The sequence below is a fragment of the Aquitalea magnusonii genome, assembly GCF_002217795.2.
Classification (GTDB): Bacteria; Pseudomonadota; Gammaproteobacteria; order Burkholderiales; family Chromobacteriaceae; genus Aquitalea; species Aquitalea magnusonii_B.
In genome coordinates, this window is sequence record NZ_AP018823.1 from 4,597,220 (window position 1) to 4,619,503 (window position 22,284).

Annotated in this window: 23 protein-coding genes; 14 read left to right on the forward strand and 9 right to left on the reverse strand. The window is 60.7% G+C overall.

From position 1 onward, the window contains the following. Positions 1-36 precede the first annotated feature (36 nt). The 5 genes from DLM_RS21575 to DLM_RS21595 all read left to right on the forward strand — a co-directional run bounded on the left by DLM_RS21575 (position 37) and on the right by DLM_RS21595 (position 4,897). Positions 37-984, forward strand: coding sequence for a carbohydrate kinase family protein (locus DLM_RS21575; RefSeq protein WP_089082853.1), 948 nt, complete (start codon positions 37-39; stop codon positions 982-984). A gap of 163 nt (positions 985-1,147) precedes the next feature. Further along, positions 1,148-2,431, forward strand: coding sequence for a glutamate--cysteine ligase (gene gshA / locus DLM_RS21580; RefSeq protein ID WP_089082852.1), 1,284 nt, complete (start codon positions 1,148-1,150; stop codon positions 2,429-2,431). Positions 2,432-2,435: 4 nt separating this feature from the next. Continuing rightward, positions 2,436-3,362, forward strand: coding sequence for a lysozyme inhibitor LprI family protein (locus DLM_RS21585; protein ID WP_089082851.1), 927 nt, complete (start codon positions 2,436-2,438; stop codon positions 3,360-3,362). A 43-nt stretch (positions 3,363-3,405) separates the two neighbouring features. Beyond that, entirely contained in the window at positions 3,406-4,362 is a 957-nt protein-coding gene (gene gshB, locus DLM_RS21590) for a glutathione synthase (RefSeq protein WP_062788398.1), read from the forward strand. A gap of 148 nt (positions 4,363-4,510) precedes the next feature. Further along, positions 4,511-4,897: a diacylglycerol kinase gene (locus DLM_RS21595; RefSeq protein WP_045846412.1), complete on the forward strand. Its 387-nt coding sequence runs from the start codon at positions 4,511-4,513 to the stop codon at positions 4,895-4,897. Here the strand turns inward: DLM_RS21595 and DLM_RS21600 are convergent. Next, positions 4,894-5,643 carry a hypothetical protein gene (locus DLM_RS21600; RefSeq protein WP_089082850.1) on the reverse strand — a complete coding sequence of 250 codons (750 nt, stop codon included), beginning with the start codon at positions 5,641-5,643 and terminating at the stop codon, positions 4,894-4,896. The genes DLM_RS21595 and DLM_RS21600 overlap by 4 nt on opposite strands. 125 nt (positions 5,644-5,768) lie before the next feature. Here DLM_RS21600 and DLM_RS21605 point away from each other — a divergent pair, with 125 nt between their 5' ends. Continuing rightward, the gene (locus DLM_RS21605; RefSeq protein ID WP_089082849.1) at positions 5,769-6,146 is read left to right on the forward strand and encodes a DUF1622 domain-containing protein; all 378 of its coding nucleotides are present in this window, start codon (positions 5,769-5,771) and stop codon (positions 6,144-6,146) included. Between the two features lie 75 nt (positions 6,147-6,221). Here DLM_RS21605 and DLM_RS21610 read toward each other — a convergent pair whose 3' ends face one another. The 5 genes from DLM_RS21610 to DLM_RS21630 all read right to left on the reverse strand — a co-directional run bounded on the left by DLM_RS21610 (position 6,222) and on the right by DLM_RS21630 (position 11,994). After that, the gene (locus tag DLM_RS21610) at positions 6,222-6,617 is read right to left on the reverse strand and encodes a hypothetical protein (protein WP_089082848.1); all 396 of its coding nucleotides are present in this window, start codon (positions 6,615-6,617) and stop codon (positions 6,222-6,224) included. Positions 6,618-6,910: 293 nt separating this feature from the next. Then, positions 6,911-9,208 (reverse strand): type I DNA topoisomerase, encoded by a 2,298-nt coding sequence (topA, locus tag DLM_RS21615; protein ID WP_089082847.1) that lies wholly within the window; start codon positions 9,206-9,208, stop codon positions 6,911-6,913. A gap of 169 nt (positions 9,209-9,377) precedes the next feature. After that, positions 9,378-9,836, reverse strand: coding sequence for a DUF494 family protein (locus tag DLM_RS21620; RefSeq protein ID WP_089082846.1), 459 nt, complete (start codon positions 9,834-9,836; stop codon positions 9,378-9,380). Between the two features lie 41 nt (positions 9,837-9,877). After that, complete coding sequence (gene dprA / locus DLM_RS21625; protein WP_089082845.1) at positions 9,878-10,960, reverse strand: DNA-processing protein DprA; 1,083 nt, start codon at positions 10,958-10,960, stop codon at positions 9,878-9,880. Further along, entirely contained in the window at positions 10,957-11,994 is a 1,038-nt protein-coding gene (locus DLM_RS21630) for a LysM peptidoglycan-binding domain-containing protein (RefSeq protein ID WP_089082844.1), read from the reverse strand. Before DLM_RS21630 ends, dprA begins: the two co-directional genes overlap by 4 nt. Positions 11,995-12,121: 127 nt before the next feature. On the opposite strand from DLM_RS21630, the gene def reads away from it, so the two are divergent. From def to DLM_RS21670, 8 genes are all read left to right on the forward strand, one after another. Beyond that, positions 12,122-12,625, forward strand: a complete 504-nt coding sequence (gene def / locus DLM_RS21635; RefSeq protein ID WP_089082843.1) for a peptide deformylase — start codon at positions 12,122-12,124, stop codon at positions 12,623-12,625. Positions 12,626-12,708: 83 nt separating this feature from the next. Then, positions 12,709-13,626, forward strand: coding sequence for a methionyl-tRNA formyltransferase (gene fmt / locus DLM_RS21640; RefSeq protein WP_089082842.1), 918 nt, complete (start codon positions 12,709-12,711; stop codon positions 13,624-13,626). A gap of 46 nt (positions 13,627-13,672) precedes the next feature. Then, on the forward strand, positions 13,673-14,515 hold the full coding sequence (gene htpX / locus DLM_RS21645; RefSeq protein ID WP_089082841.1) for a zinc metalloprotease HtpX: 843 nt from the start codon (positions 13,673-13,675) through the stop codon (positions 14,513-14,515). Positions 14,516-14,627: 112 nt separating this feature from the next. Continuing rightward, the gene (gene rsmB, locus DLM_RS21650) at positions 14,628-15,881 is read left to right on the forward strand and encodes a 16S rRNA (cytosine(967)-C(5))-methyltransferase RsmB (RefSeq protein ID WP_089082840.1); all 1,254 of its coding nucleotides are present in this window, start codon (positions 14,628-14,630) and stop codon (positions 15,879-15,881) included. 4 nt (positions 15,882-15,885) lie between these two features. Next, positions 15,886-16,440 carry a DUF4390 domain-containing protein gene (locus DLM_RS21655; RefSeq protein WP_231959929.1) on the forward strand — a complete coding sequence of 185 codons (555 nt, stop codon included), beginning with the start codon at positions 15,886-15,888 and terminating at the stop codon, positions 16,438-16,440. Next, on the forward strand, positions 16,389-18,545 hold the full coding sequence (locus tag DLM_RS21660) for a sensor histidine kinase (protein ID WP_231959930.1): 2,157 nt from the start codon (positions 16,389-16,391) through the stop codon (positions 18,543-18,545). The genes DLM_RS21655 and DLM_RS21660 overlap by 52 nt, the downstream gene beginning before the upstream one ends. Next, complete coding sequence (locus DLM_RS21665; RefSeq protein ID WP_089082837.1) at positions 18,545-19,813, forward strand: sigma-54-dependent transcriptional regulator; 1,269 nt, start codon at positions 18,545-18,547, stop codon at positions 19,811-19,813. Before DLM_RS21660 ends, DLM_RS21665 begins: the two co-directional genes overlap by 1 nt. 109 nt (positions 19,814-19,922) lie before the next feature. After that, positions 19,923-20,678, forward strand: a complete 756-nt coding sequence (locus DLM_RS21670; protein WP_089082836.1) for a HesA/MoeB/ThiF family protein — start codon at positions 19,923-19,925, stop codon at positions 20,676-20,678. 235 nt (positions 20,679-20,913) lie between these two features. On the opposite strand, the gene DLM_RS21675 is transcribed toward DLM_RS21670, so the two are convergent. From DLM_RS21675 to DLM_RS21685, 3 genes are read right to left on the reverse strand one after another with little or no spacing between them, the layout of a single operon-like run. Then, complete coding sequence (locus DLM_RS21675) at positions 20,914-21,405, reverse strand: TlpA disulfide reductase family protein (protein ID WP_089082835.1); 492 nt, start codon at positions 21,403-21,405, stop codon at positions 20,914-20,916. Positions 21,406-21,462: 57 nt separating this feature from the next. Continuing rightward, positions 21,463-21,870: an acyl-CoA thioesterase gene (locus tag DLM_RS21680; protein ID WP_045846395.1), complete on the reverse strand. Its 408-nt coding sequence runs from the start codon at positions 21,868-21,870 to the stop codon at positions 21,463-21,465. A gap of 28 nt (positions 21,871-21,898) precedes the next feature. After that, positions 21,899-22,273 (reverse strand): VacJ, encoded by a 375-nt coding sequence (locus DLM_RS21685; RefSeq protein WP_089083026.1) that lies wholly within the window; start codon positions 22,271-22,273, stop codon positions 21,899-21,901. Between the last annotated feature and the right edge of the window lie 11 nt (positions 22,274-22,284).

The window sequence follows — 22,284 nt, forward strand, 5'->3', positions numbered from 1 at the left end:
GTTAAAATGTTCAGTTGATTTTTATTCGGAGTGAGCATGTCTCTCCTGGTATGCGGGGCGCTCGCCTACGATACGCTGTTCTCGTTTCACGGTCGATTCGACAGTCAGATTCTGCCCGATCAGCTGCACAAGATTTCCACCACTTTTCTGGCTCCCACCATGCGGCGCGAATTTGGCGGCATGGCGGGCAATATCGCCTACAGCCTCACCCTGCTGGGCGAAAAACCGCTGGTGATGGGTACGGTGGGCGAGGACTTCCAGCCCTACCGCCAGCACCTGCTCCGTGCCGGGGTGGATGACAGTCATATCCGGCTGATCCGCAAACAATACACCGCCCAGTGCTTCGGCATTGCCGATGAAGACGGCAACCAACTGATGGCTTTTCATCCGGGGGCGATGGATTTTTCTGTTGAAAACCACATCGCCGACATCCGGCAGCCGGTGGAGCTGGCCATCCTGTCGCCCGGTGGCCATCGTGCCTTCCTGCAGCATTCGCAAGAGCTGGCTGCCGCTGGTATTCCCTTCATCTTCGATCCGGGCCAGGAGTTGCCGCTGCTGTCGCGCGAGGAAATCCACCAGATTGTGGAGCTGGCCAGCTACGTCACCATCAACGACTACGAAAGCGAGCTGATGCGCGAACGCGCCGGGCTGACGGTGGAGGATTTGCGGCGCAAGGTGCAGGCGGTGGTGGTGACCCGCGGTGCGCGTGGGGCCGACCTCTACGTGGGGGCCGACCACATCCACCTGCCACGGGTGGAGATGCCCCAGCCGCCGCTAGACCCGATGGGCTGTGGCGATGCCTTCCGTGCCGGGCTGATGTACGGCATCCGCCATCAGCTGGACTGGCAACTCACCGGGCGTCTGGCCAATATGATCGGTGCCATCAAGGTGACTACCGCTGGTTGCCAGAACCACTTCTTCGACTGGGAACAACTGCGGGCGCTGTATCAGCGCGCCTATGGCGAAGTGTGGCCGCAGCATTGACCCGCCAGCGCCATGCCGGGGGAAGATTACCCCGAATGGCGCGCCGTGCGCTTTCCCACGGTAAACAATCAAGCTTTCCTTCATGGCAGAGGGTTGAATTCCCCAGAACCAACCCCCACCATAGACCAATTACTCGCAAGCCATCCGACGCCTAGGGGAGCCCATGACCGTCCCACATCTGTCCACCGCACTGACCGGCCCGCTGCTGGAACTGGAAAGCCGCATTCTGACCGCCCAACCCCATATCGAGCACTGGTTCCGCAGTCAGTGGCATAACCATGCCGCGCCGTTCTACGGTTCGGTTGACCTGCGTAACAGCGGTTTCAAGCTGGCCCCGGTAGACATGAACCTGTTCCCTGGCGGACACAACAATCTCAATCCGGACTTCCTGCCGCTGTCCATCCAGGCTGCGCAGGCTGCGGTGGAAAAAGTCTGTCCGGAAGCGCGCAGCATCCTGCTGATTCCGGAAAACCACACCCGCAATACCTTCTATCTGCAAAATGTGGCCACGCTGGTACATATTTTCGAGCAAGCCGGTCTGAGGGTGCGCCTGGGTACGCTGAACCCGGAAATCACCGCAGTCACCGAACTGACCAGCGCCGGCGGCGACATCGTCAAACTGGAACCCATCCTGCGCCAGGGCAACCGCCTGCGGCTGGCAGATGGCTTCAACCCCTGCGTGGTGCTGCTGAATAATGATTTGTCCGGCGGCATTCCCGACATCCTGAAGGATCTGGAACAAAACCTGCTGCCGCCGCTGCATGCCGGCTGGGCGGTACGCCGCAAGAGCAACCACTTTACCGCCTACGACCAGGTGGCCGAGCAGTTTGCCCAACTGATTTCCATCGACCCGTGGATGATCAACCCCTACTTCGTCAACTGTAACGGGCTGGACTTCCACGCCCGCCAGGGCGAGGACGCGCTGGCCGAAGCCGTGGCCGGCACGTTGGACAAGATCGCGGCCAAATATCGTGAATACGGCATCAAGAACGACCCCTTCGTCATCGTCAAGGCCGATGCCGGTACCTATGGCATGGGCGTGATGAGCGTGAAGAGCCCGGAAGAGGTCATCGGGCTGAACCGCAAGGCACGCAACAAGATGTCGGTGGTGAAAGAAGGGCTGGAAGTCTCCGAAGTCATCGTGCAGGAAGGTGTGTACACCTTCGAAACCGTGGACGACGCGGTGGCCGAGCCGGTGGTGTACATGATGGACCGCTTTGTCACCGGTGGTTTCTACCGCGTGCATACCGGCCGTGGCATTGACGAAAACCTCAACGCACCGGGCATGCAGTTTGTACCGCTGTCGTTCGAAACCCCCTGCCTGCCGGACAAGCACGGCTCGCCGGACTGTGCGCCCAACCGCTTCTACGCCTATGGTGTGATTGCCCGTCTGGCGCTGCTGGCCGCCGCGCTGGAGCTGGAAAACACCGACCCCGAGCGCGACTGAGTCCATGCCTGCCCTGCGCCGCTTGCTGCTGTGGCTGCTGCTTCTGTTGCCAATGCTGGCGACAGCAGCCAGCTTTGATTGCAGCAAGGCGGCAACGGCCACCGAGCAGGCCATCTGCCGCCAGCCGGAACTCTCCGTGCTGGACGAGCAAGTGGCTGCCGCCTACCGGCAGCACAATCAGCAAGGCCTGCTGCAAGACAACCAGCGCCAGTGGCTGGCTGGCCCGCGTGCCGAGTGCAAGGCCGATGCCACCTGCCTGCAAAGTGTCTATAAAGAGCGACTGGAGCAGTTGCAGCACGCGCAGCTGGTCCGTCAGCAAATCGACAATGCCATGCCGGCTTACCGCTTTGACATCACGTTGCTCGACTGGGGCGAGCATGGCTGGGCAGCCGAAGGCCCGGCCATCATCAACATCATCGATAAACGCAGCCAGCGCCGCATTCAGCAACTGCGGCTGGATAATGTTTTCATGCCGCGTGATGCAGGCAAGCCGCTGCTCAATAGCCCTCAGGGGTATGGTTTGCAGTGGGATGATTTCGACTTCGACGGCCATATCGATTTTGCGGTGCAAAAGGATAATACTGGCCCCTATGGCGGCCCCACCTACCGGGTTTACCTGTACGACACGGCTCGCAAGCAATTTGTGCTCAACGATGAATTATCAACGCTGACCGAAGAAAACCTGGGCCTGTTCCAGGTGGATGCCAAGCGCAAGCGACTGCGTACCTTTGCCAAGAGCGGCTGCTGTTACCACGAAACCACCGATTACCAGTTCGACGCCCGCCACCATTTGCAGGCCGTGGAGCGGCTGATCGAGGACGCGCAGGACCCGGCAGGCAAAGAGGTGCGCGTCACCCGCGAAACCCTGGTCAATGGCCGCTGGAAAACATCGACCCGGCGCTATGCGCTGGACGCCTACTATCATCAATGAATCCGACGGCCCCAGCTGGCCGCCCCCAACTCTGGAGAGCAGCATGCGTATCCTGTTCATCGCCGACCCGCTGGAACAGTTCAAGATTTACAAGGACACCACCTTCGCCATGATGGAAGAGGCGGCGCGCCGCGGCCATGCCATCAGCTATGCCCAGGCGCACCAGCTGTCAGTGGAAGGCGGCCGTCTGCTGGTGGATGCCCGAGGCCTTACCGTCACCGATGAGCGCAAGGGAGACCACCCGGCCTGGTACAAGCTGGATGATGTGCATCGCCAGCCGCTGACCGCCTTCAATGCGGTGGTGATGCGCAAGGACCCGCCGTTCGACATGGAATACCTGTACGCCTCCCAGCTGTTCACGCTGGCCGAAGCGCAGGGCGTCAAGGTATTCACCAGCGGTCAGGCCCTGCGGGACTTTAACGAAAAGCTGGCCATCCTGAACTTCCCGGAACTGACCGCGCCCACCATGATCACCGGTGAAACCCCGCGCCTGAAAGCCTTTATCCGCCAGCATCTGGATGTGATTCTCAAGCCGCTGGACAGCATGGGTGGCGACAGCATTTTCCGGGTGACCCCGAACGACCCCAACCTGTCGGTGATTCTGGAAACCATCACCCTGCGCGGCAAGCGCACCATCATGGCCCAGCGTTACATCCCGGAAATCCGCGATGGCGACAAGCGCGTGCTGGTGATTGACGGCGTGCCGGTGGACTACTGCCTGGCACGCATTCCGGCCGCCGGTGAAACCCGTGGCAACCTGGCAGCCGGTGGTCGTGGCGAAGCCCGCCCGCTCAGTGCCCGTGACCGCGAAATTGCCGAAGCGGTGGGTCCGGAGCTGAAAAAGCGCGGCATCCTGCTGGCCGGTCTGGATGTGATCGGCAATTACCTGACCGAAGTGAATGTCACCAGCCCCACCTGCTTCCGCGAAATCATGGATCAGACCGGCCTGAACGTTGCCGGCCTGTACATCGACGCACTGGAACGTGCCACCGCACATTAAGCCTTGCCATCAGCCTGTCATCTGCCGGCGGCACCATCGCCGCTGGCCGTCCGGCAAGTCAGGCTTGCTGCACTGCAGGGCAGGGCTTAACATGCCGCTCGCCAGATTGGCACCACCCGGCTGACACTGCGCAATCACAGGACCCGACATGAGCAAGCATGAGGAAAGCCCGTTCAAGGGCAAGACCGGCATTCGCCGATTGATCAACGCCTTTGGCTATTCGCTGGACGGCATCAAGGCGGCCTTCCGCCATGAAGATGCCTTCCGCCAACTGGCCTTGCTGGCCATCATCCTCATTCCCACCGCCCTGTTCATCGTGCCGGCCAGCCCGCTGGCCCGTGCGCTGCTGGTGGCCAGTTCGCTGGCGACCCTGGTGATCGAACTGCTCAATTCCGCCATCGAGGCAGCAGTGGACCACACTTCTCTGGAGCGCCACCCGCTGGCCAAGCGTGCCAAGGACATGGGCAGCGCGGCCCAGTTGCTCGGCCTGATCAATCTGGCCGCCATGTGGTCGCTGGTGTTGTTCGGCCACTAGGCTGCCAGCAAACGGCGTGACAGCAGTTGCAAGCCAATGGCCGTGGCGGCAGCCAGCAAGAACGCCAGATTGCCGTCCATCTGCGGTAGCAAGAGCCACAAGGCCAGACAAAAGCCGGCAAAGCCAAGCCGACCCAGCAGCATGCCGCGCAACAATGCCTGCGTTGCCGCCACGCCTTGTGTCCGCTGGGTTGCCACCGCCATCACCACCGCCAGCAGCGGGAAAACAGCCAGCATTCCACTCCAGCGCGCCCCCAGATGGCTGGCGGCCAGGCTGACCAGCAAGGTCAGTACGGTGGCTGCCAGCATTCGCAAGCCCAGGGTTTCATTCACCGCAGCCACCACGCCTGACAGGGCCGGGCGGGGCAGGCAGACGCTGTTGATCAGCACCGCCAGCAGTGCCATGGTGACGGCGGCGGGGAGTGTCAGGGTCAGGCTTTGCAGCAGACAGGCGGCCAGCAGCCAGCCGCACAGCGCAAATATCAGCGTCAGCGGCCAGGCAAAGCGGGCAGCCAGGCGGGCATAGATCAGGTTGAACAATTCGGAGGCGGCAATGGCGGCAATGGCCTGCAGCGCGGCACTGGCAGCAAACGCCGGGCCATGTTCCCGCATCAGCAGCCACAGGATGGGCCCGGCCACCACCGGCAGGCCGGCCATCCAGCCCGCTCGGTGTGGGCCCCAATAGCGTGCCACCAGGGCCAGCAGGAAGAGAAAGGCAGGAACCAGCGTCAGTTTCAGTAACAGCATGCGGTGGGGTCGGCCGGATAATCCGATAGCATAACATGCGCTGGCATGCTCAGGCCGTCAGTAGCTGTCGCCAGTCCGCCTTCTGTGTATGCTGGGGCCTTCCCCATCAAGCTGGAGGAAAACGCATGCTGTCACCTGCCGAATCCGGCGTGGAAGAGCTGGTGCTCAATCTGGTGCTATGGCTGAAACTGGCGGTGGAGGCTAGCGGTGCCGTGGTGATTGGCATCGGCGTACTGGTGGCCGGGGTGCGCTACCTGCAACGCTGCCTTGAGCCGGGCATGGCGCAATTCAATGCAGTGCGGCTGAGTTTTGCCCGCTTTCTGGCACTGGCGCTGGAATTGCAACTGGCGGCCGATATCCTGTCCACCGCCGTGGCACCCAGTTGGGACCAGATCGGCAAGCTGGCTGCCATTGCCGTATTGCGTACCGCGCTCAACTTTTTTCTGGGCAAGGAAATCCGCGAAACCGAGCAGGAAGACAAGTCCGGCACCAACCGTGGCTGACACCATGGTGTAGCGCCGCGGCGGCAAGGCGCGGCGACGCTAATCGGACAAGGCTGTGGATGGTTGTTCGCGCGGTCAGGCGTCGGTCCTGACCGGCTGGCGCCGGTAAAGATAACCGGGGTAAACGCGGATGCAGCCGCTATCGTCTTCTACCTTGCCATATTCGCCGACCAGTTCCCAACGGGCGCCATCTGCCTGCAAAACGCGGTAAACCGGGCTGCCAGCCTGGTAAAACATCAGTTCGTTGCCGTGGAAATGGTCCAGCGGCAAGAGCGGATGCTGACTGGGCAGCACCAGCAGCATGGCGGCGGTACGCTCATCCATGTCGGCCAGTTGCTCCCGGTCGGCCACCACCATGCCGCAGAATGCCAGCAGGAAGGCAATGGGAAGCATCAGCCAATGGCCGCTGGCCAGGCCAAACAGAGTCAGTACCGATGCACCGGTAAAAAAGAAGCTGCTATGTGTTTTCATGATGTGTGCTTTGCCGGGGGTGGCCCGTAAAACGACGAACGCCGCCTGTCATGGCGGCGGCGTATGGTTCGGAAACGATGTGGCCCGTCGCAAGAGCCCTCAGACTGTTTAGCTGTTTACGGTTTAGCCTGATTTCTGAATTATATGGCGACTTTTCTGAACTTGATTAATAAAATCAGTGCATTGCCAATGCTGTTGGCGTAGCGCCGCTGCTTGCATGGTTTGGCTGCCATGGCCAAAAAAACAACGCCACCCGAAGGTGGCGTTGTGTCATACCGACTGCAGGCCGCAGTTTACTCTTCTGCCGGCTTGGCTTCCGGCGGGGCAATCACCTCGCTGTAGCCGCATTCCTTCTGCGGGCAGACTTTCTCGGTACCACGACGCTTGGTGGTCTTGATGGTGAGAATCGGCCAGTTGCACTTGGGGCAGGGCTCGGCCACCGGCGGGTTCCAGATGGCGTACTTGCACTTGGGGTAGGTATTGCAGCTGTAGAACAGCTTGCCGTAGCGGCTCTTGCGCTCGATCAGGTGGCCGGACTTGCACTCCGGGCATTCCACGCCGGTGTCACGCGGTTTTTCCAGCGGTTCGATGTGCTTGCACTTGGGGTAGTTGGCGCAGCCGATGAACTTGCCGTAACGACCCTTCTTGATGTGCAGCGCACCGCCACAGTCCGGGCAGACCCGGTCTTCGATCACCGTCGGGGCTTCGGCTTCTTCTGCCGCCTGCTCGGCGGTTTCACCGATATTGCGGGTGTAGTCGCAGTCCGGATAACCGGTGCAGGCAATGAAGCGGCCACGCTTGCCAAACTTGATCGACAAGGGCTTGCTGCATTTGGGGCAGGCTTCGTCCAGGCTTTCGGTGGTGACTTCGGCGCGGGAAATGCTTTCCTTTTCGGCAATCTGCTTGGAAAAGCCCTTCCAGAAACTGTCCATCACCGGCACCCACTCGCGCTGGCCGCTGGCAATGTCATCCAACTGGTTTTCCAGCTTGGCGGTGAAGTTGTAGTCCACGTACTGGCTGAAATGTTCAGTCAGGAACTTGTTGACGATGTCGCCGGTATCGGTGGGCAAGAAGCGCTTCTTGTCCAGGATCACGTATTCACGGTCTTTCAGCGTGGAGATGATGCTGGCGTAGGTGGACGGACGGCCGATGCCGAATTCTTCCAGTGCCTTCACCAGACTGGCTTCGGAGAAGCGCGGCGGCGGCTGGGTGAAGTGCTGTTCACCGTACAGCTTGTCCACCGGCAGGCTGTCGCCTTCTTCCAGCAGCGGCAGCTTGGCGTTGTCCTCGTCCTCGGCATCGTCCACGTCTTCTTCGTACACGGCCAGGAAGCCGGCAAAGGTCTGTACCTGACCGCTGGCGCGGAAGATGCCTTCGCCTACGGTGATGTCCACGCTGGTGGTGTCAAACTTGGCCGGAGCCATCTGGCAGGCCAGGGTACGCTTCCACACCATGTCGTACAGCTTGAACTGGTCGGTGGTGAGGAAGGGTTTGACCGATTCCGGCGTGCGCAGGATAGAGGTCGGGCGGATGGCCTCGTGCGCTTCCTGTGCGTTCTTGGACTTGTTCTTGTAGGCGACCGGGTTTTTCGGCAGGAAGTCGTTGTTGAAGGTGTCGCCGATATAAGTACGGATTTCTTCAACGGCTTCGTTGGCCAGTGCCACCGAGTCGGTACGCATATAGGTGATCAGACCCACCGTGCCCTGGCCGATGTCGATACCTTCATACAGCTGCTGCGCGGTACGCATGGTGCGGTCGGTGGTCATGCCCAGCTTGCGCACGGCTTCCTGTTGCAGCGTGGAGGTGGTGAAGGGCGCGGCGGGGCTGCGCGACTTCTTTTTCTTCTCGATGCTGGTGACGGTGGCCGGCTGGTTTTGCAGGCGGGCCAGAATGTCGGCGTGTTCGGCATCACCGGGAATGTCGAACTGATCCAGTTTTTTGCCGGCAAGCTGGGTCAGCTTGGCGGAAAACTTGGTACGGCCCTTGTGGCTGTCCAGATGCACCGACCAGTATTCCTGCTGCACAAAGGCCTTGATCTCGTTTTCGCGTTCGCAGATCAGGCGCAGCGCCGGGCTTTGTACCCGCCCTGCCGACAGGCCGCGGCGGATTTTTTTCCACAGCAGCGGCGACAGGTTGAAACCCACCAGATAGTCCAGCGCCCGGCGTGCCTGCTGGGCATCCACCAGGTCCTGTGCCACTTCGCGCGGGTTGCCGATGGCTTCCAGTACCGCGTTCTTGGTGATTTCGTGGAACACCACGCGCTGGGCGGTCTTGTCCTTCAGCAGTTTCTTGCTGTTGAGGATTTGCACCAGGTGCCAGGAAATGGCTTCGCCTTCGCGGTCCGGGTCAGTTGCCAGGTAGACATGGTCGACTTCGGCCACGGCCTTGACGATGGCATCAACGTGTTTGCTGTTGCGGGCGATCAGCTGGTATTTCATGGCGAAGCCCTTTTCAGGGTCTACCGCACCGTTTTTGGGTACCAGATCGCGCACGTGACCGTAGGAGGCCAGGACTTCAAAGTCCGGTCCCAGGTATTTCTTCAGCGTTTTTGCCTTGGATGGCGACTCAACGATCAAGAGGCTGGAGGGCATGTTTTCGTTTCAGTGTGTACCGGAAACATCCGGCTGATAGCGGTTCTATCTATCAAATAAAGCAAGAGCGCAAATAAAACAAGAGCGCATTTGGCGCTCTTGTCAAAATTCCCTGCCGTTATCATCAGGCGAGGCGGGATGGTAAGCCCGTACCGCCAGCGCTGACAAGTCATTGCATGGTTGGTTCGCCGTGAATGGCGTCCAGCAGTTCTTCCCCCAAGAGGATGGGCAGTTCCGCTTTTTGTGCCCACAACACCATCAGCGCCACCAGCTTGGCTGAGCCAACATTGATGTCATCGTCCGGCAGCTCGCACAGGCGGTCGATTACCATTTCACGTTGCGATGGCGAGAGTGCGCCGTGATCTTCCAGAAACTGGATCAGGCCGCGCACTTCGGTGGGCAGGCGTTCCAGTTCGACATCGGCGTAGATGCGCATGCCGGAGGCATCGTCAGCGCTGGCATACAGGCCGTCCACCATATTGGCGACATTGTCCAGCCAGTCCAGCGCGTCGTTGATTTCCTCGTCCTCGAAGCCGGCGGCCTCGAGCTGGCGCATCAGGGAGCCGCGGTCGCCAAAGGCGTCCGGGTCACGGTACTGCTCGAACAAATAAGTGAGAACGTCAAACATCAGGTCTTCTTCAAATGGGCTGCCACATGATCCGGTCCGGGTCAGACCAGCCGCTGGACCTGCCCACCGGGCAAGCTGGCGAGCTTGCCGGCAAGCTCCAGCTCGAGCAGCATCGCGTAAAGCTCCCCCTGCGTCAACCCGAGTTGCAATGCAAGCGTCTCGCTGCTCACCGGATCAAAGCCCATCTGCGACAAAACCGGGTGCTCCGCCGCCTGCTCATCTGCTGTGTTGCGTGGTGCTGGCGGGGTGGTCACTGCCGGGCGGCCAATCTCTTCCAGCACATCGTCCACCGTTTCGATCAGCCGGGCACCTTCCTTCAGCAGCCGATGGCAGCCCCGCGCCTGCGGATTATGGATGGAGCCGGGAACGGCCATCACTTCGCGGCCATATTCACCGGAGAGCCTGGCGGTAATCAGCGAGCCGGAATTGATATTGGCCTCCACCACCAGGCAGCCGCGCGACAAGCCGGCAATGATGCGGTTGCGGCGTGGAAAGTGGCTGGCCAGCGGTCCTGCTCCCAGCGGGAATTCAGACAGGATCAGGCCGGCACTGCCGATGTGATGGGCCAGTTCACGGTTGCTGGCCGGGTAGACGCGGTCGATGCCGGTGCCGATAACGGCAATGGTGGAGCCGGCTTCCTGCAAGGCACCGCGATGGGAAGCGGCGTCGATGCCGCTGGCCAGGCCGCTGACAATGGTGTAGCCCACGGCGGATAGGCGACGGGAAAACTCCTCGGCAATCTGCTTGCCCGGTGGCGTGGCACTGCGGCTGCCCACCATGGCCAGCATGGGGCGTTGCAGCAGTGCGCGCTGGCCACGGGCAAACAACAGCGGGGGCGGCGAGGCGGTTTCGGCCAGTGCTTGCGGATAGTCGTCGTCCTGCAGGCTAAGCAGGGTGCAGTCAGGCTGGCTTGCCCAGGTCAGCGCCGCTTCCACCGCCGGGCCAGCCAGTTGCTCACGCAGGGCAAGCGCCGCCTCCTGGCCAATGATGGGGGTGGTCTGGGCAGTGCTGGCGGCAACGGCGTGGCTGGCTGATCCGAAGCGGGCAATCAGTTTGAGAAAACCGGCCGGACCGATGCCAGGGGTCAGTGCCAGCAGCAGCCAGTCTGCCGTGGACTGGCTCATTCGCCTTCCGGCGGGGCGACCACATCCCCGACACTGACGGCATCGGTGCTGTCCAGCACCAGGGCGTACGACACCTTGTCAAAGACGCGGTAGACAAAAATCTTGCCCACAGTCTGCCCCGGCAGCAGCACCTGTTTTTTCTGGCCGTCGGCGGTTATCACGGTAATTGGCTTGCCATGCTTGAACAGGCTGAATACATCGCCGGGTTCCACCTGCTCACGCTTGCCCCGGTTGATTACCACGTTGGAATACTGTGCCGCGCCATCCACCCCGTCATACACGGAGATGATCTGACCCTGGATATTGCCGTCCGGGCTGTGCGGTACGTAGCTGACAAACTGGTCTTTCGGGGCCTTGATCAATCTGTCTCCAACCAGAATCTCGCTGGCAACCCGCGTGATGCGCATGGTCTGGATTTCATCGCCCATTTTGTCCAGTTGGGCATCTCCGCCGTACAGCACTTCAAAACCCAGGTTTTCCTTGGTGTCGGGGTCGATCAGCGGCTTGCTGGCGCGATATATCTGCCAGTTGCCCGCGGTACTCACGCCATTGGCAAACACGCGATCGCCGGTGCCAAACGCCAGGCGCTCTTCCGGGCCAGCCACCAGGCGTGGCGAGGTGGCAAACTCTTCTTCGTTGACCACCAGTGGACGGTAGAGGAAGGGTTCGATGGCTCTGGCAGGAATGCTGGCAATAGCTTTGTCGATATCGGACATGCGTACCTGAGGTGACAGGCGCACATCGCCCTGACCGGATTTTTCCAAGGTCAGGCGCGGCTGGCCGTTCACGTAGGTGAGTACCAGCACGTCACCGGGATAGATCCAGTGGGGGTTCTTGATCTCGCTTTTGTTCATCTGCCACAGTCGGGGCCATTTCCATGGGCTCTTGAGATAACGGCCGGAAATTCCCCACAGCGTGTCGCCCTTGACTACGGTATAGCGCGCCGGCGCGTCGGGCTTGATGGTCAGCGTATCGGAAAAAGCCGGGAGAGCCAGTCCCAGAGCCAGAGCAAGCGATATAATACTTTTACGCATGAAAAGTGCCCCAATATTTGAGTGTAATGAGCGCCCGCGAGCGCTCCTTTGACAAACGAGCATGCGTCAGACACGTCATATTATCGACGTGCTGATGGCATTACGACAACTTGGAGCAAGAAAACCGATGGCGCTGCTGAACATTTTGCATTATCCGGATGCGCGTCTGCATACCGTGGCCACGCCGGTCGAGACCTTTGACGCAGCCCTGCAAACCCAGATCGACAACATGTTTGAAACCATGTACGAAGCCAAGGGCATCGGTCTGGCCGCCACGCAGGTGGACTACCACAAACGCCTTGTGGTGATGGATATTTCCGAGGATCACAACGAACGCCGTGTCTTCATCAACCCGGTCATCATCGAAAAAGAAGGTGAAACCGTGTATGAGGAGGGCTGCCTGTCCGTGCCCGGCATTTACGATAAAGTCACCCGCGCCGAGCGGGTCAAGGTGCGCGCCCAGGATGCCACCGGTGCCGAATATGAACTGGAAGCCGACGGCTTGCTGGCCATTTGCATCCAGCATGAAATCGATCACCTGGACGGCAAGGTGTTTGTCGAGTACCTGTCCGAGCTTAAGCAGGGCCGTATCCGCACCAAGCTGAAAAAACGCGAAAAACAGAATATGTGATCAGGGCACCAGCCTGCGCAGGCAGGCTGTGGTGCATGTGAAAAGGACAGGCCCGCCCTGTCTTTTCTTCTTGCGGACTTACGATGAAACTGATTTTTGCCGGTACGCCGGAATTTGCCGCAGCAGCGCTGCGCAGCTTGTTGGCTGCCGGCCACGAGATAGCCCTGGTGCTGACCCAGCCGGATCGTCCGGCCGGACGCGGCATGAAACTCAAACCCAGCCCGGTGAAGGCCGTGGCGCTGGAACATGGCCTGCGCGTGGAACAGCCGTTGTCGCTGAAAACGGAAGAAGCCCAGACCATGCTGCGCGATATCGGGGCCGAACTGATGGTAGTGGCCGCCTATGGCCTGCTGCTGCCCAAGGCGGTGCTGGACATTCCGCCGCGCGGCTGTCTGAACATCCATGCCTCCTTGCTGCCTCGCTGGCGCGGCGCTGCGCCCATCCAGCGAGCCATCCTGGCCGGTGATAAGGAAACCGGCATCACCATCATGCAGATGGATGTGGGGCTGGATACCGGTGCCATGCTGTCGGTGCATCCGGTGGCCATTGCCAAGGACGATACCGCCGCCAGCCTGCACGACAAGCTGGCCGCATGCGGTGCCGAGGCCATTGTCAGTACCCTGGCCGGTGTGGATGGACTGCAGGCGCAGGCGCAGCCAGAGGAGGGTGTCACTTATGCCCACAAGCTGACCAAGGCCGAGGCCGAAGTGGACTGGAGCTTGCCGGCAACAGATATCGCGCGGGCCATCCGCGCCTACAATCCGGCTCCCGGTGCCTTTACCCGGCTGGAGGGTGAGCCGCTGAAGCTATGGTTTGCCCACGCCATCGCCGGCCAGGCCGCCCCAGGGGTGGTGCTACGTGCCGATGCCGAGGGCGTGGTGGTGGGTAGTGGTGACGGGCTGGTGGTGCTCAGCCAGCTACAGGCAGCAGGCGGCAAACGGCTTAGTGCGCGCGATTTTGCCGCCGGTCGTGCCGCGCTGGTGGGAACCCGCTTGGGTTAGTAAGCGTCTGTATAGGTCACAGCAAAAGGAGGGTGGTGTGAACAATATGTTCAAGACAGCCATGCTGATGGCTGGGTTTGTGGCGTTTCTCGGCGTGATAGGTGCGCTGATCGGGGGCAAGAGCGGTCTGTTGCTGGCCTTGCTGTTTGCCGGCGGGATGAATCTGTTCGCCTACTGGAATTCCGACCAGATGGTGTTGCGCATGTACAACGCGCAGGAAGTCGATGCCCGCTCCGCCCCCGAGTTTTACGGCATGGTGGCTGAGCTGGCGCAGCGTGCCGGCCTGCCCATGCCGCGGGTCTACGTCATTCATGAAGACCAGCCCAATGCCTTTGCCACCGGGCGTGACCCGGAACACGCCGCCGTCGCCGCCACCAGCGGCATCATGCGCATGCTGGACTACCGCGAACTGCGCGGGGTGATGGCGCACGAGCTGGCCCATGTGCGGCATCGTGACACCCTGATTTCCACCATCAGCGCCACCATGGCCGGTGCGGTGTCGGCGCTGGCCAACTTTGCCATGTTCTTTGGCGGGCGCGACGAGAGCGGCCGCCCGGTCAATCCGCTGGCCGGTATTTTGCTGGCCATCCTGGCACCGTTGGCCGCCAGCCTGATCCAGATGGCGATTTCCCGCGCGCGCGAGTTTGAAGCAGACCGCGGCGGCGCGGAGATCTCTGGCGACCCGCTGGCATTGGCCAGCGCCTTGCAGAAGATCGAGTACTACGCACAAGGCATTGCCATGCCGACTGCACAGGCGCATCCGGAAACCGCCCAGATGATGATCATCAACCCGCTGGCCGGGCTGGATGTGGGCGAGCTGTTCCGTACCCACCCGCACACCGAGGAGCGCATTGCCCGCTTGCATGCTATAGCGCGCGGCGTGGGCTGAACGTATCATGCGCATCTGAACGAACACACGGGCCGGTACCGCCAGGCGGATACCGGCCGTTTTCATACGGCGAGAGCACAGTCCTCGCCGTTTGCCATTTCAAGGTTTTGACATGCATCGCATACAGCAACTGGCCGCCGAAGTGCTGGGCCAGGTGGAATCCGGTCGCACCCTGACCGAGGCGCTGGCCAAGGCCCAGCAGCAGGCGGGTGATATGACACCGCAGGCGCGCGCCGCCCTGCAGGACATCAGCTACGGCAGCTTGCGGCAATTGGCGCGTCTGCGCTTCTGGCTGCGCCGGCTGGTTCCCAAGGCCTTGCCGGAGCCGCAGTTGGAGCGCGTGCTGCTGGTGGCCCTCTATCAGCTGGTGTATACCCGTGCTGCCGACTACGCCATCGTCAACGAGGCAGTCAAGCTTGCCGAACGGCTGGCCCGCGGCAAGTTCAAGGCCCTGGTCAATGGTGTGCTGCGCAACTTTTTGCGTCAGCGCGAGGAAATGCTGCGCCTGGCCGACAAGGATCTGGAAGCCGCTATCAGTCATCCGCGCTGGTGGGTGAAAGCCATCCAGCAGGCCTACCCGCAAGAGTGGTCGTCCATCCTGGAATGGAATAACAGCCATCCGCCGATGACGCTGCGCGTCAACGCCCGCAAGAGCACGGTGGCCGCCTATCTGGCACAACTGGAAGCGCTGGGCATGGGGGCAACAGCACTGGATGACGCCAGCGGCATCCTGCTGGACAAACCGGTGAATGTGCGCGAACTGCCCGGGTTTGCCGATGGCGTGGTGTCGGTGCAGGACTGGGGCGCGCAGCAGGCCGCCCATCTGCTCGACCTGCACGCCGGACAACGTGTGCTGGATGCCTGCGCCGCGCCAGGTGGCAAAACATGTCATATGCTGGAATTGGCAGATGTGGAGATGACCGCGCTGGATATCGACCCGCAGCGACTGCAACGGGTGGCAGAGAATCTGCAGCGCGGTGGCTTGCAGGCCAGTTTGTTCGCCGCCGATGCCGGGCAGGCGGCTGACTGGTGGGATGGCCAGCCCTTCGATCGCATTCTGGCCGATGTGCCTTGTTCGGCCTCCGGTGTGGTGCGTCGCCATCCGGACATCAAATGGCTGCGCCGCCCCGGTGACTTTGCCGTGCTGGCACAGCAACAGGCGCAGATGGTTGATACGCTATGGGGGCTACTCGCGCCGGGCGGGAAAATGCTATACGCTACGTGCTCGATTTTTCCCGAAGAAAACCAGCAGCAGTTGGCTGCATTCCTGGCGCGTCATGCCGATGCCGAATGCCTGAATCAGCAACAACTGTTGCCCTGTGAGCGTCATGACGGTTTCTATTACGCGCTGCTTGCGAAGCATTAGCCTGGTGTTATGGCTACTGGTCTGTGCCGTTGCTACGGCGCAGGCCGATGGCATTCTGGCGCGCCGTGCCGATGCAGAGCTGACGCAGGATGGCCAGCTCTCGCTCAGTACCCGTTTCCAGACCAAGCTTTCCAGCAGCCTGAATGACGCCCTCGCTCAGGGTGTCACCTTGACCTTCCGGCTGGAGTTCGAACTGACCCGCCCGCGCAGCACCGCCTATTACCTCAATCTCAAAGAGTGGTTCGAGCCACACGCCAGCCTGACCTTCAAACTGTCTTATCAGTCCTTGACCAGCCGTTATCGGGTCACCATCGGCAGTTTTTCAAATTATTACCGTTCCCTGGCCGAGGCCATGGGGGCGCTGGGTTCGATTCAGGACTGGCGTGTCCTGCAAAGCGGTGCGCTGGACCCGCGCAGTCCGGGTGGCGTGGCTGGCCGGGTGCGGCTGGTGCTGGACATCAGTGAATTGCCCAAGCCCTTCCAGCTCAATGCCCTGGGCTCGGGTGAGTGGAGTCTGTCTTCCAACTGGACAGCCATCAACATGAAAGACGCAAGCTGATGCGCTACGCCGCCATCGCCCTGGCGACGTTCGGAGCCATCATGCTCTATCTGCTGGCGGTGGCAACCGGCAATGCCTCCAAGCTGGCCGAGTACTACTGGTGGGTGTTTGGCCTGAACAGTCTGTTGCTGCTTGGCCTGCTGGGCATGGTGGTGCGGCAATTGCTGCGGCTGCGCCAACGGGTCAAAGGCCGGGTGTTTGGTGCCAAGCTTACCCAGCGGCTGGTGATGATGTTTGCCGTGGTGGCGCTGGTGCCTGGGGCCCTGGTGTTTACCATCTCGGCGCAGTTCCTGACCCGCAGTATTGAAAGCTGGTTTGACGTGCGGGTTGAATCCGCGCTGGACCGGGGGCTGGAGCTGGGCAAGGGCGCACTCAACTACGTGCTGGATGATGTAGCCCGCAAGAGCCGGGTGGTGCTGGATGATATCGATGGCCTGCCCAGCATCATGCTGCCCTCACGGCTGGAGCGTCTGCGTGAACAACTGGGGCTGCGCGAAGTCGCCATCTTCAACAAGACCGGCCAGTTGCTCAACTTTGCCAGTAGCAATGCCCGGCAGCTACCGCTCCCGCCGCCCAGGGACAGTCTGCGCGGCCTCAAGCTGCGTCAGGGCAGCAAATCGATTGAAAATGATGCCGGCGGGCTGGCCTTGCGCGTCTTGCTGTCATACCGCACGCCCGAAGGCGAGTGGCGGGTATTGCAGGTGGTGCAGGCCGCGCCGCAATCCATCGCGCGCGACGCCGAACAGATCGAGACCGCCCGTTCCGAATACCACCAGTTGCTGTTATCGCGTGACGGACTGAAAACCTTCTACATGCTCACCCTGGCGCTGGCCTGTCTGTTGGCGCTTACCTCGGCACTGGCATTTGCAATGTTCTTGTCCGAGCGGCTGTCGGCCCCGCTGTCCGAGCTGGCAGCCGGCACCCGCGCCGTGGCACAGGGCGACTTCTCCAAGCGCCATCCGGTATACCGCCGTGACGAACTGGGCATGCTCACCACCTTGTTCAACCGCATGACCCAGCAACTGGAAGAGGCGCGCCAGACCGCCAATCAGACGCAGCAGGCGCTGGAAAGCGGCAAGCTTTACCTGGAAAGCATCCTGGCCAACCTCTCGGCCGGTGTCATCGCCCTGGATGACGGCTGGCAGTTGCGTGCTGCCAATACCAGCGCGGGTCGCATCCTGGGGGTGGACTTCTCTGAACTGGTACCCTACCCGGTGGCGCAGTGGTCCACGCGGGTGCCGGCACTCATCCCGCTGGTGGACACCATGCTGCAACACGGGGAAAACAAACTGGAAGAAGAATGGCAAACCCAGCTCGATTACATGACCGGGCAGGGTGCGCGCAGCCTGCTGGTACGCGGTGCCCGCTTGCCGGAACGCTCCGGAAGCGGTTATGTTGTGGTGTTCGATGATATTACCGAACTGGGGCGGGCGCAGCGGGATGCCGCCTGGGGCGAGGTGGCCAAGCGGCTGGCACATGAAATCCGCAATCCGCTTACCCCCATCCAGTTATCGGCCGAGCGTCTGGCCATGAAGCTGACCGCCAAGCTGGAGGGGGCGGATGCCGATATGCTCAAACGCTCGACGGACACCATCATCAAGCAGGTGGCCGCGCTGAAGAACATGGTGGATGCCTTCCGCGATTATGCGCGGGCACCACGTATCAAACTCAGTGAACTTGATCTCAATCAGGTAGTACGTGAGGTCAGTACGCTGTACGAATCCAATCCGGCTGTTAAGATTGAGCTGGAAGACAGGCCGCTGATGATCATGGGGGATGCCGCATTGCTGCGGCAGGTATTGCATAACCTGATGCAGAATGCACAGGATGCGGTCCTTGACGTTGACATCCCGATGATTCACATTAGCAGCCGACAAGAAGGAAGAAACGCGACCGTCTGCGTACAGGACAATGGTTCCGGCTTTCCGCCGGAGCTCCTGCCACGCGCGTTCGAGCCCTATGTGACCAGCAAGCCCAAGGGCACGGGGCTGGGACTGGCGGTGGTGAAGAAAATAGCGGAGGAACACCATGGTCAGGTCACATTGGGGAATGGCGAGCAGCAAGGCGCGCGAATTCTTCTCACCCTGCCATTGCTGGAGGCCTAATGCGTAGCAGCGATATATTGATTGTTGATGACGAGATCGGAATTCGTGAACTGCTCTCGGAGATCCTGCAGGATGAGGGATACACGGTTGCCCTGGCGGAAAATGCCGAGGTAGCCAGGCAGTTGCGTAACCAGACGCGTCCCGCACTGGTGCTGCTGGACATCTGGATGCCTGACTGCGACGGGGTTACCCTGCTCAAGGAATGGGCCAAGTCCGGCCAACTGAACATGCCGGTGGTGATGATGTCCGGCCATGCCAGCATCGATACTGCGGTGGAGGCCACCCGTATTGGTGCCTTCGATTTTCTGGAAAAGCCAATTGCCCTGCAAAAGCTGCTCACCACGGTGCAACGCGCGCTGAAGTATGGCGACATGCAGGCCAATACTTCGCTTAACCTGGACAAACTGGGGCGCAGCGAACCGATTCAGGAACTCAAGCGTCAGTTGGAACGGGTAGCCAAGGTCAAGTCGCCGGTGTTGCTGACCGGTGAGCCGGGCTCCGGTTTCGAACTGGTGGCACGCTTTTTCCACCAGGGCAATACCCCCTGGGTAACGCCGGCCAAGCCGGAACAACTGGCTGATGCGCCGCTGGAGTTGCTGCAAAAGGCCAATAACGGCGTGTTGTTCCTGCCGGAAATCGGCCAATACAACCGCCGGGTGCAGCAAGGTCTGCTGTTCCTGCTCTCCAAGCTGGACCGCTTCAATGTACGGCTGCTGTGTTCCTGCAGCCGGCCCTTGCAGGAACTGCTGGTTGACCCGGAATGTGATAACCGTCTGCTGACTGCGCTTTCCAGCGTGATCGTGCCGATTCCGCCGCTGCGTGAGCATGCGGAGGACATCATCTTCATCGCCGAACAGATCCTGATCGAACTGGTGGAGTCACGGCAGATTCCCAACAAGAAACTGACCACCGCGGCACTGAATGCCCTGCGTCAGTATGACTGGCCGGGCAATCTGGAACAGTTGCGCAGCATCATCAAGAGCCTGGCGTTGACGTCGGAAGCCGACGATGTGGATGCGCCGGAAGTCAACAAGGTGCTGGCACAGTTCCGCCATGAAAAACCGGTGGAAGAGTCCGGCTTCGACTTCAACATGCCTTTGCGTGAATTGCGTGAACAGCTGGAGCGTCGTTACTTCGAGTACCACATCTCGCTGGAAAACGGCAATATGAGCCGCGTGGCACAGAAAGTGGGCCTGGAGCGTACTCACCTGTATCGCAAGCTCAAGCAATTGGGCATCAAGTTTGCCCGCAAGGTGGTCGAGGAATAATCCCGGTACTGCCCCCAGCCAGACGCCAGCCTTGTGCTGGCGTTTTGCTTTTGGGCTAAGCCGCAGTAACTATGGCGTCTGGCGACTGATTTGACTAAGCTTTGGCCCCATGACAGATCTGAATGATGCAGCCTTGCTGCGCTATAGCCGGCACATCCTGTTGCCGGAAATCGATATCGAAGGCCAGCAACGGCTGGCTGCCGCGCGGGTATTGGTGATTGGTGCCGGCGGGCTGGGCTCGCCGGTGGCGCTGTATCTGGCCAGTGCCGGTGTCGGCCACATCACGCTGGCGGACGATGACGCGGTGGAACTGAGCAATCTGCAGCGCCAGGTGGTACACGATATGGCATCGCTGGGGCAGAACAAGGCCGAATCGGCCCGTGCCCGCATGTTGGCGCTCAATCCGGACATCGCCGTACGGGCGCTGGGCGAGCGGCTGGATGCCATGCGCTTGCTGCAGCAAGCGCGGGCGCATGATCTGCTGCTGGATTGTTCGGACAATTTCGCCACGCGTCACGCGGTAAATCGCGCCAGTGTAGCGGCCGGGGTGCCGTTGGTATCCGGTGCCGCGGTGCGCTTTGCCGGACAGTTGGCGGTGTTTGATCCGCGCGTGGCGGGTTCACCCTGTTATCACTGCCTGTTTGCCGAGGAGGGCGAGGCATCCGATGGCCCGTGTGCGACCTTTGGCGTGTTGTCACCGCTGGTGGGGGTGATTGGCAGCTTGCAGGCAGTGGAAGCGGTGAAGCTGCTGGCAGGCCGCGCACCGGTACTTGGTCGCCTGACCCTGTACGATGCGCTGAGCGGTGAATTCCGCCAGATGAAGTTTGGTCGTGATCCGGCTTGTCCGGTGTGTGCTGCAGCTTGACCGGACAACGGTTCTGATTATTGGCAAACTCCTCTCGCTTTCTGTAAGGAAAGCGAGGCTCACTTTTTCTTTTCTATTGGCAGGATAAGGGCGGGGGATAGGGAGTAGATGGGAATGTTGCGGAATTAATAAGTTAATCGAAAGGCCCGGCTGTGCCGGGTCCAGTAGAATCGCATCAAATCACGGTGTAAGTAGCCTGAAGCCCCGCTCTGGCGGGGCTTTTTGTTGGCCGGGCTCAGGCGCCCAGTTGCTGGTTCAGGATCTGGTGTACTTCCTTGAAATCCATCACCCCGACATAGCGCTTGAGGATATTGCCCTGCTTGTCGATCAGGAAGGTGGTTGGTGCCAGCTGGATATCGCCGAAGGCCTTGGCAATACTGCCTTCGCCGTCCAGGGCCACAAAGAAGGGTAGCTGGTATTTCTGCACAAAGGCCTGCACGTAGTTGGGCGGGTCATAGCTCATGGCCACCGCCATGATCTGCAAGCCCTTGCTGCCATATTGCTGGTGCAGTTTCTTGATTTCCGGCATTTCTTCCACACAGCCCGAACAACTGGTTGCCCAGAAATTCACCAGCACCACCTTGCCCTTAAGCGAGGCAGTATCGGCCTGCTGGCCGCTAAGCGAGGTGTAGCTGACCTGCGGGGCGGCATTGCGGTCGAACAGGGTGGTGTAGGCAATCAGGCCGACTACGGCAAGAGCCAGGAGGGAGAGCAGAGCCTTCTTCATGCGTGGTAATCCGGATGGTGGAAGAACAGCAGCCCCGCTTAGGCGGGGCCACCGGCATTATTGGTCCAGCATGGATTGCAGGAGTTCCTTCAATTGTCCCTCAAGTGTCACCGCCTTGTTCTGCTTGGCGTCAAACACCACAAAGGTGACATCGGCTTCCGCCACTACCTTGTCAGTGCCAGCCAGCGTGACACGCTGATGCATCACTGCGCTGCGGCTGCCTATGCTCTTGACCGAGGTGGCGATGGCCAGCGCATCGCCCATGGTGGCCGGATAGCGGTAGTCGATATTGATGTTGACCACCACCAGTGCCAGGCCGGACTGCAGGAACCAGGGCAGGTCGCCGCGCTCTTCAAAAAAAGTCCAGCGGGCCTCTTCCAGGAATTCCAGGTAACGGGCGTTGTTGACGTGGCCGTACAGGTCCAGATGATAACCACGGACCTTGATATTTGTTTCATGTGTCATGTGTTTCCCCTCGGTGTGAAGCTGGGTCTCAATCCTCGGCATTGAGGTCCAGCGGAACGAATGGCTCGCGCTCTAGTGGCGTCTCGACCATATCGGTAAGAACGGAGTGGATTTCAACATCGAACCACTCCAGGAACAGGGCCGGCGTCAGTTGCTCCGGCCACAGTGTTTCGTCATCGCACCAGTCGGCCAGTTCAGCCTGAAACAGCATGCGGTAGTGTTGCAATACAAAATCATGGGCGGATTCATAATCGTCCGCTGCCGGAATCAGCAGGGCGTTACAGTCTCGGGTGAGGCTGTCCAGCTCCAGTTGGCCATCCAGCTCGCCTGGCAGTTGCTGCAGCCACGCCAGAAAAGGCGCGCGCGGGCGAATCAGGGCAATGCTGCGGTTGACTTCAAACATGGTGAATCCTT

Bases quoted from the DNA above. Each gene is read 5' to 3' on its own strand.
- DLM_RS21575 (WP_089082853.1), top strand. From the start codon at position 37: ATGTCTCTCCTGGTATGCGGGGCGCTCGCCTACGATACGCTGTTCTCG.
- gshA (WP_089082852.1), top strand. From the start codon at position 1,148: ATGACCGTCCCACATCTGTCCACCGCACTGACCGGCCCGCTGCTGGAA.
- DLM_RS21585 (WP_089082851.1), top strand. From the start codon at position 2,436: ATGCCTGCCCTGCGCCGCTTGCTGCTGTGGCTGCTGCTTCTGTTGCCA.
- gshB (WP_062788398.1), top strand. From the start codon at position 3,406: ATGCGTATCCTGTTCATCGCCGACCCGCTGGAACAGTTCAAGATTTAC.
- DLM_RS21595 (WP_045846412.1), top strand. From the start codon at position 4,511: ATGAGCAAGCATGAGGAAAGCCCGTTCAAGGGCAAGACCGGCATTCGC.
- DLM_RS21600 (WP_089082850.1), bottom strand. From the start codon at position 5,643: ATGCTGTTACTGAAACTGACGCTGGTTCCTGCCTTTCTCTTCCTGCTG.
- DLM_RS21605 (WP_089082849.1), top strand. From the start codon at position 5,769: ATGCTGTCACCTGCCGAATCCGGCGTGGAAGAGCTGGTGCTCAATCTG.
- DLM_RS21610 (WP_089082848.1), bottom strand. From the start codon at position 6,617: ATGAAAACACATAGCAGCTTCTTTTTTACCGGTGCATCGGTACTGACT.
- topA (WP_089082847.1), bottom strand. From the start codon at position 9,208: ATGCCCTCCAGCCTCTTGATCGTTGAGTCGCCATCCAAGGCAAAAACG.
- DLM_RS21620 (WP_089082846.1), bottom strand. From the start codon at position 9,836: ATGTTTGACGTTCTCACTTATTTGTTCGAGCAGTACCGTGACCCGGAC.
- dprA (WP_089082845.1), bottom strand. From the start codon at position 10,960: ATGAGCCAGTCCACGGCAGACTGGCTGCTGCTGGCACTGACCCCTGGC.
- DLM_RS21630 (WP_089082844.1), bottom strand. From the start codon at position 11,994: ATGCGTAAAAGTATTATATCGCTTGCTCTGGCTCTGGGACTGGCTCTC.
- def (WP_089082843.1), top strand. From the start codon at position 12,122: ATGGCGCTGCTGAACATTTTGCATTATCCGGATGCGCGTCTGCATACC.
- fmt (WP_089082842.1), top strand. From the start codon at position 12,709: ATGAAACTGATTTTTGCCGGTACGCCGGAATTTGCCGCAGCAGCGCTG.
- htpX (WP_089082841.1), top strand. From the start codon at position 13,673: ATGTTCAAGACAGCCATGCTGATGGCTGGGTTTGTGGCGTTTCTCGGC.
- rsmB (WP_089082840.1), top strand. From the start codon at position 14,628: ATGCATCGCATACAGCAACTGGCCGCCGAAGTGCTGGGCCAGGTGGAA.
- DLM_RS21665 (WP_089082837.1), top strand. From the start codon at position 18,545: ATGCGTAGCAGCGATATATTGATTGTTGATGACGAGATCGGAATTCGT.
- DLM_RS21670 (WP_089082836.1), top strand. From the start codon at position 19,923: ATGACAGATCTGAATGATGCAGCCTTGCTGCGCTATAGCCGGCACATC.
- DLM_RS21675 (WP_089082835.1), bottom strand. From the start codon at position 21,405: ATGAAGAAGGCTCTGCTCTCCCTCCTGGCTCTTGCCGTAGTCGGCCTG.
- DLM_RS21680 (WP_045846395.1), bottom strand. From the start codon at position 21,870: ATGACACATGAAACAAATATCAAGGTCCGTGGTTATCATCTGGACCTG.
- DLM_RS21685 (WP_089083026.1), bottom strand. From the start codon at position 22,273: ATGTTTGAAGTCAACCGCAGCATTGCCCTGATTCGCCCGCGCGCGCCT.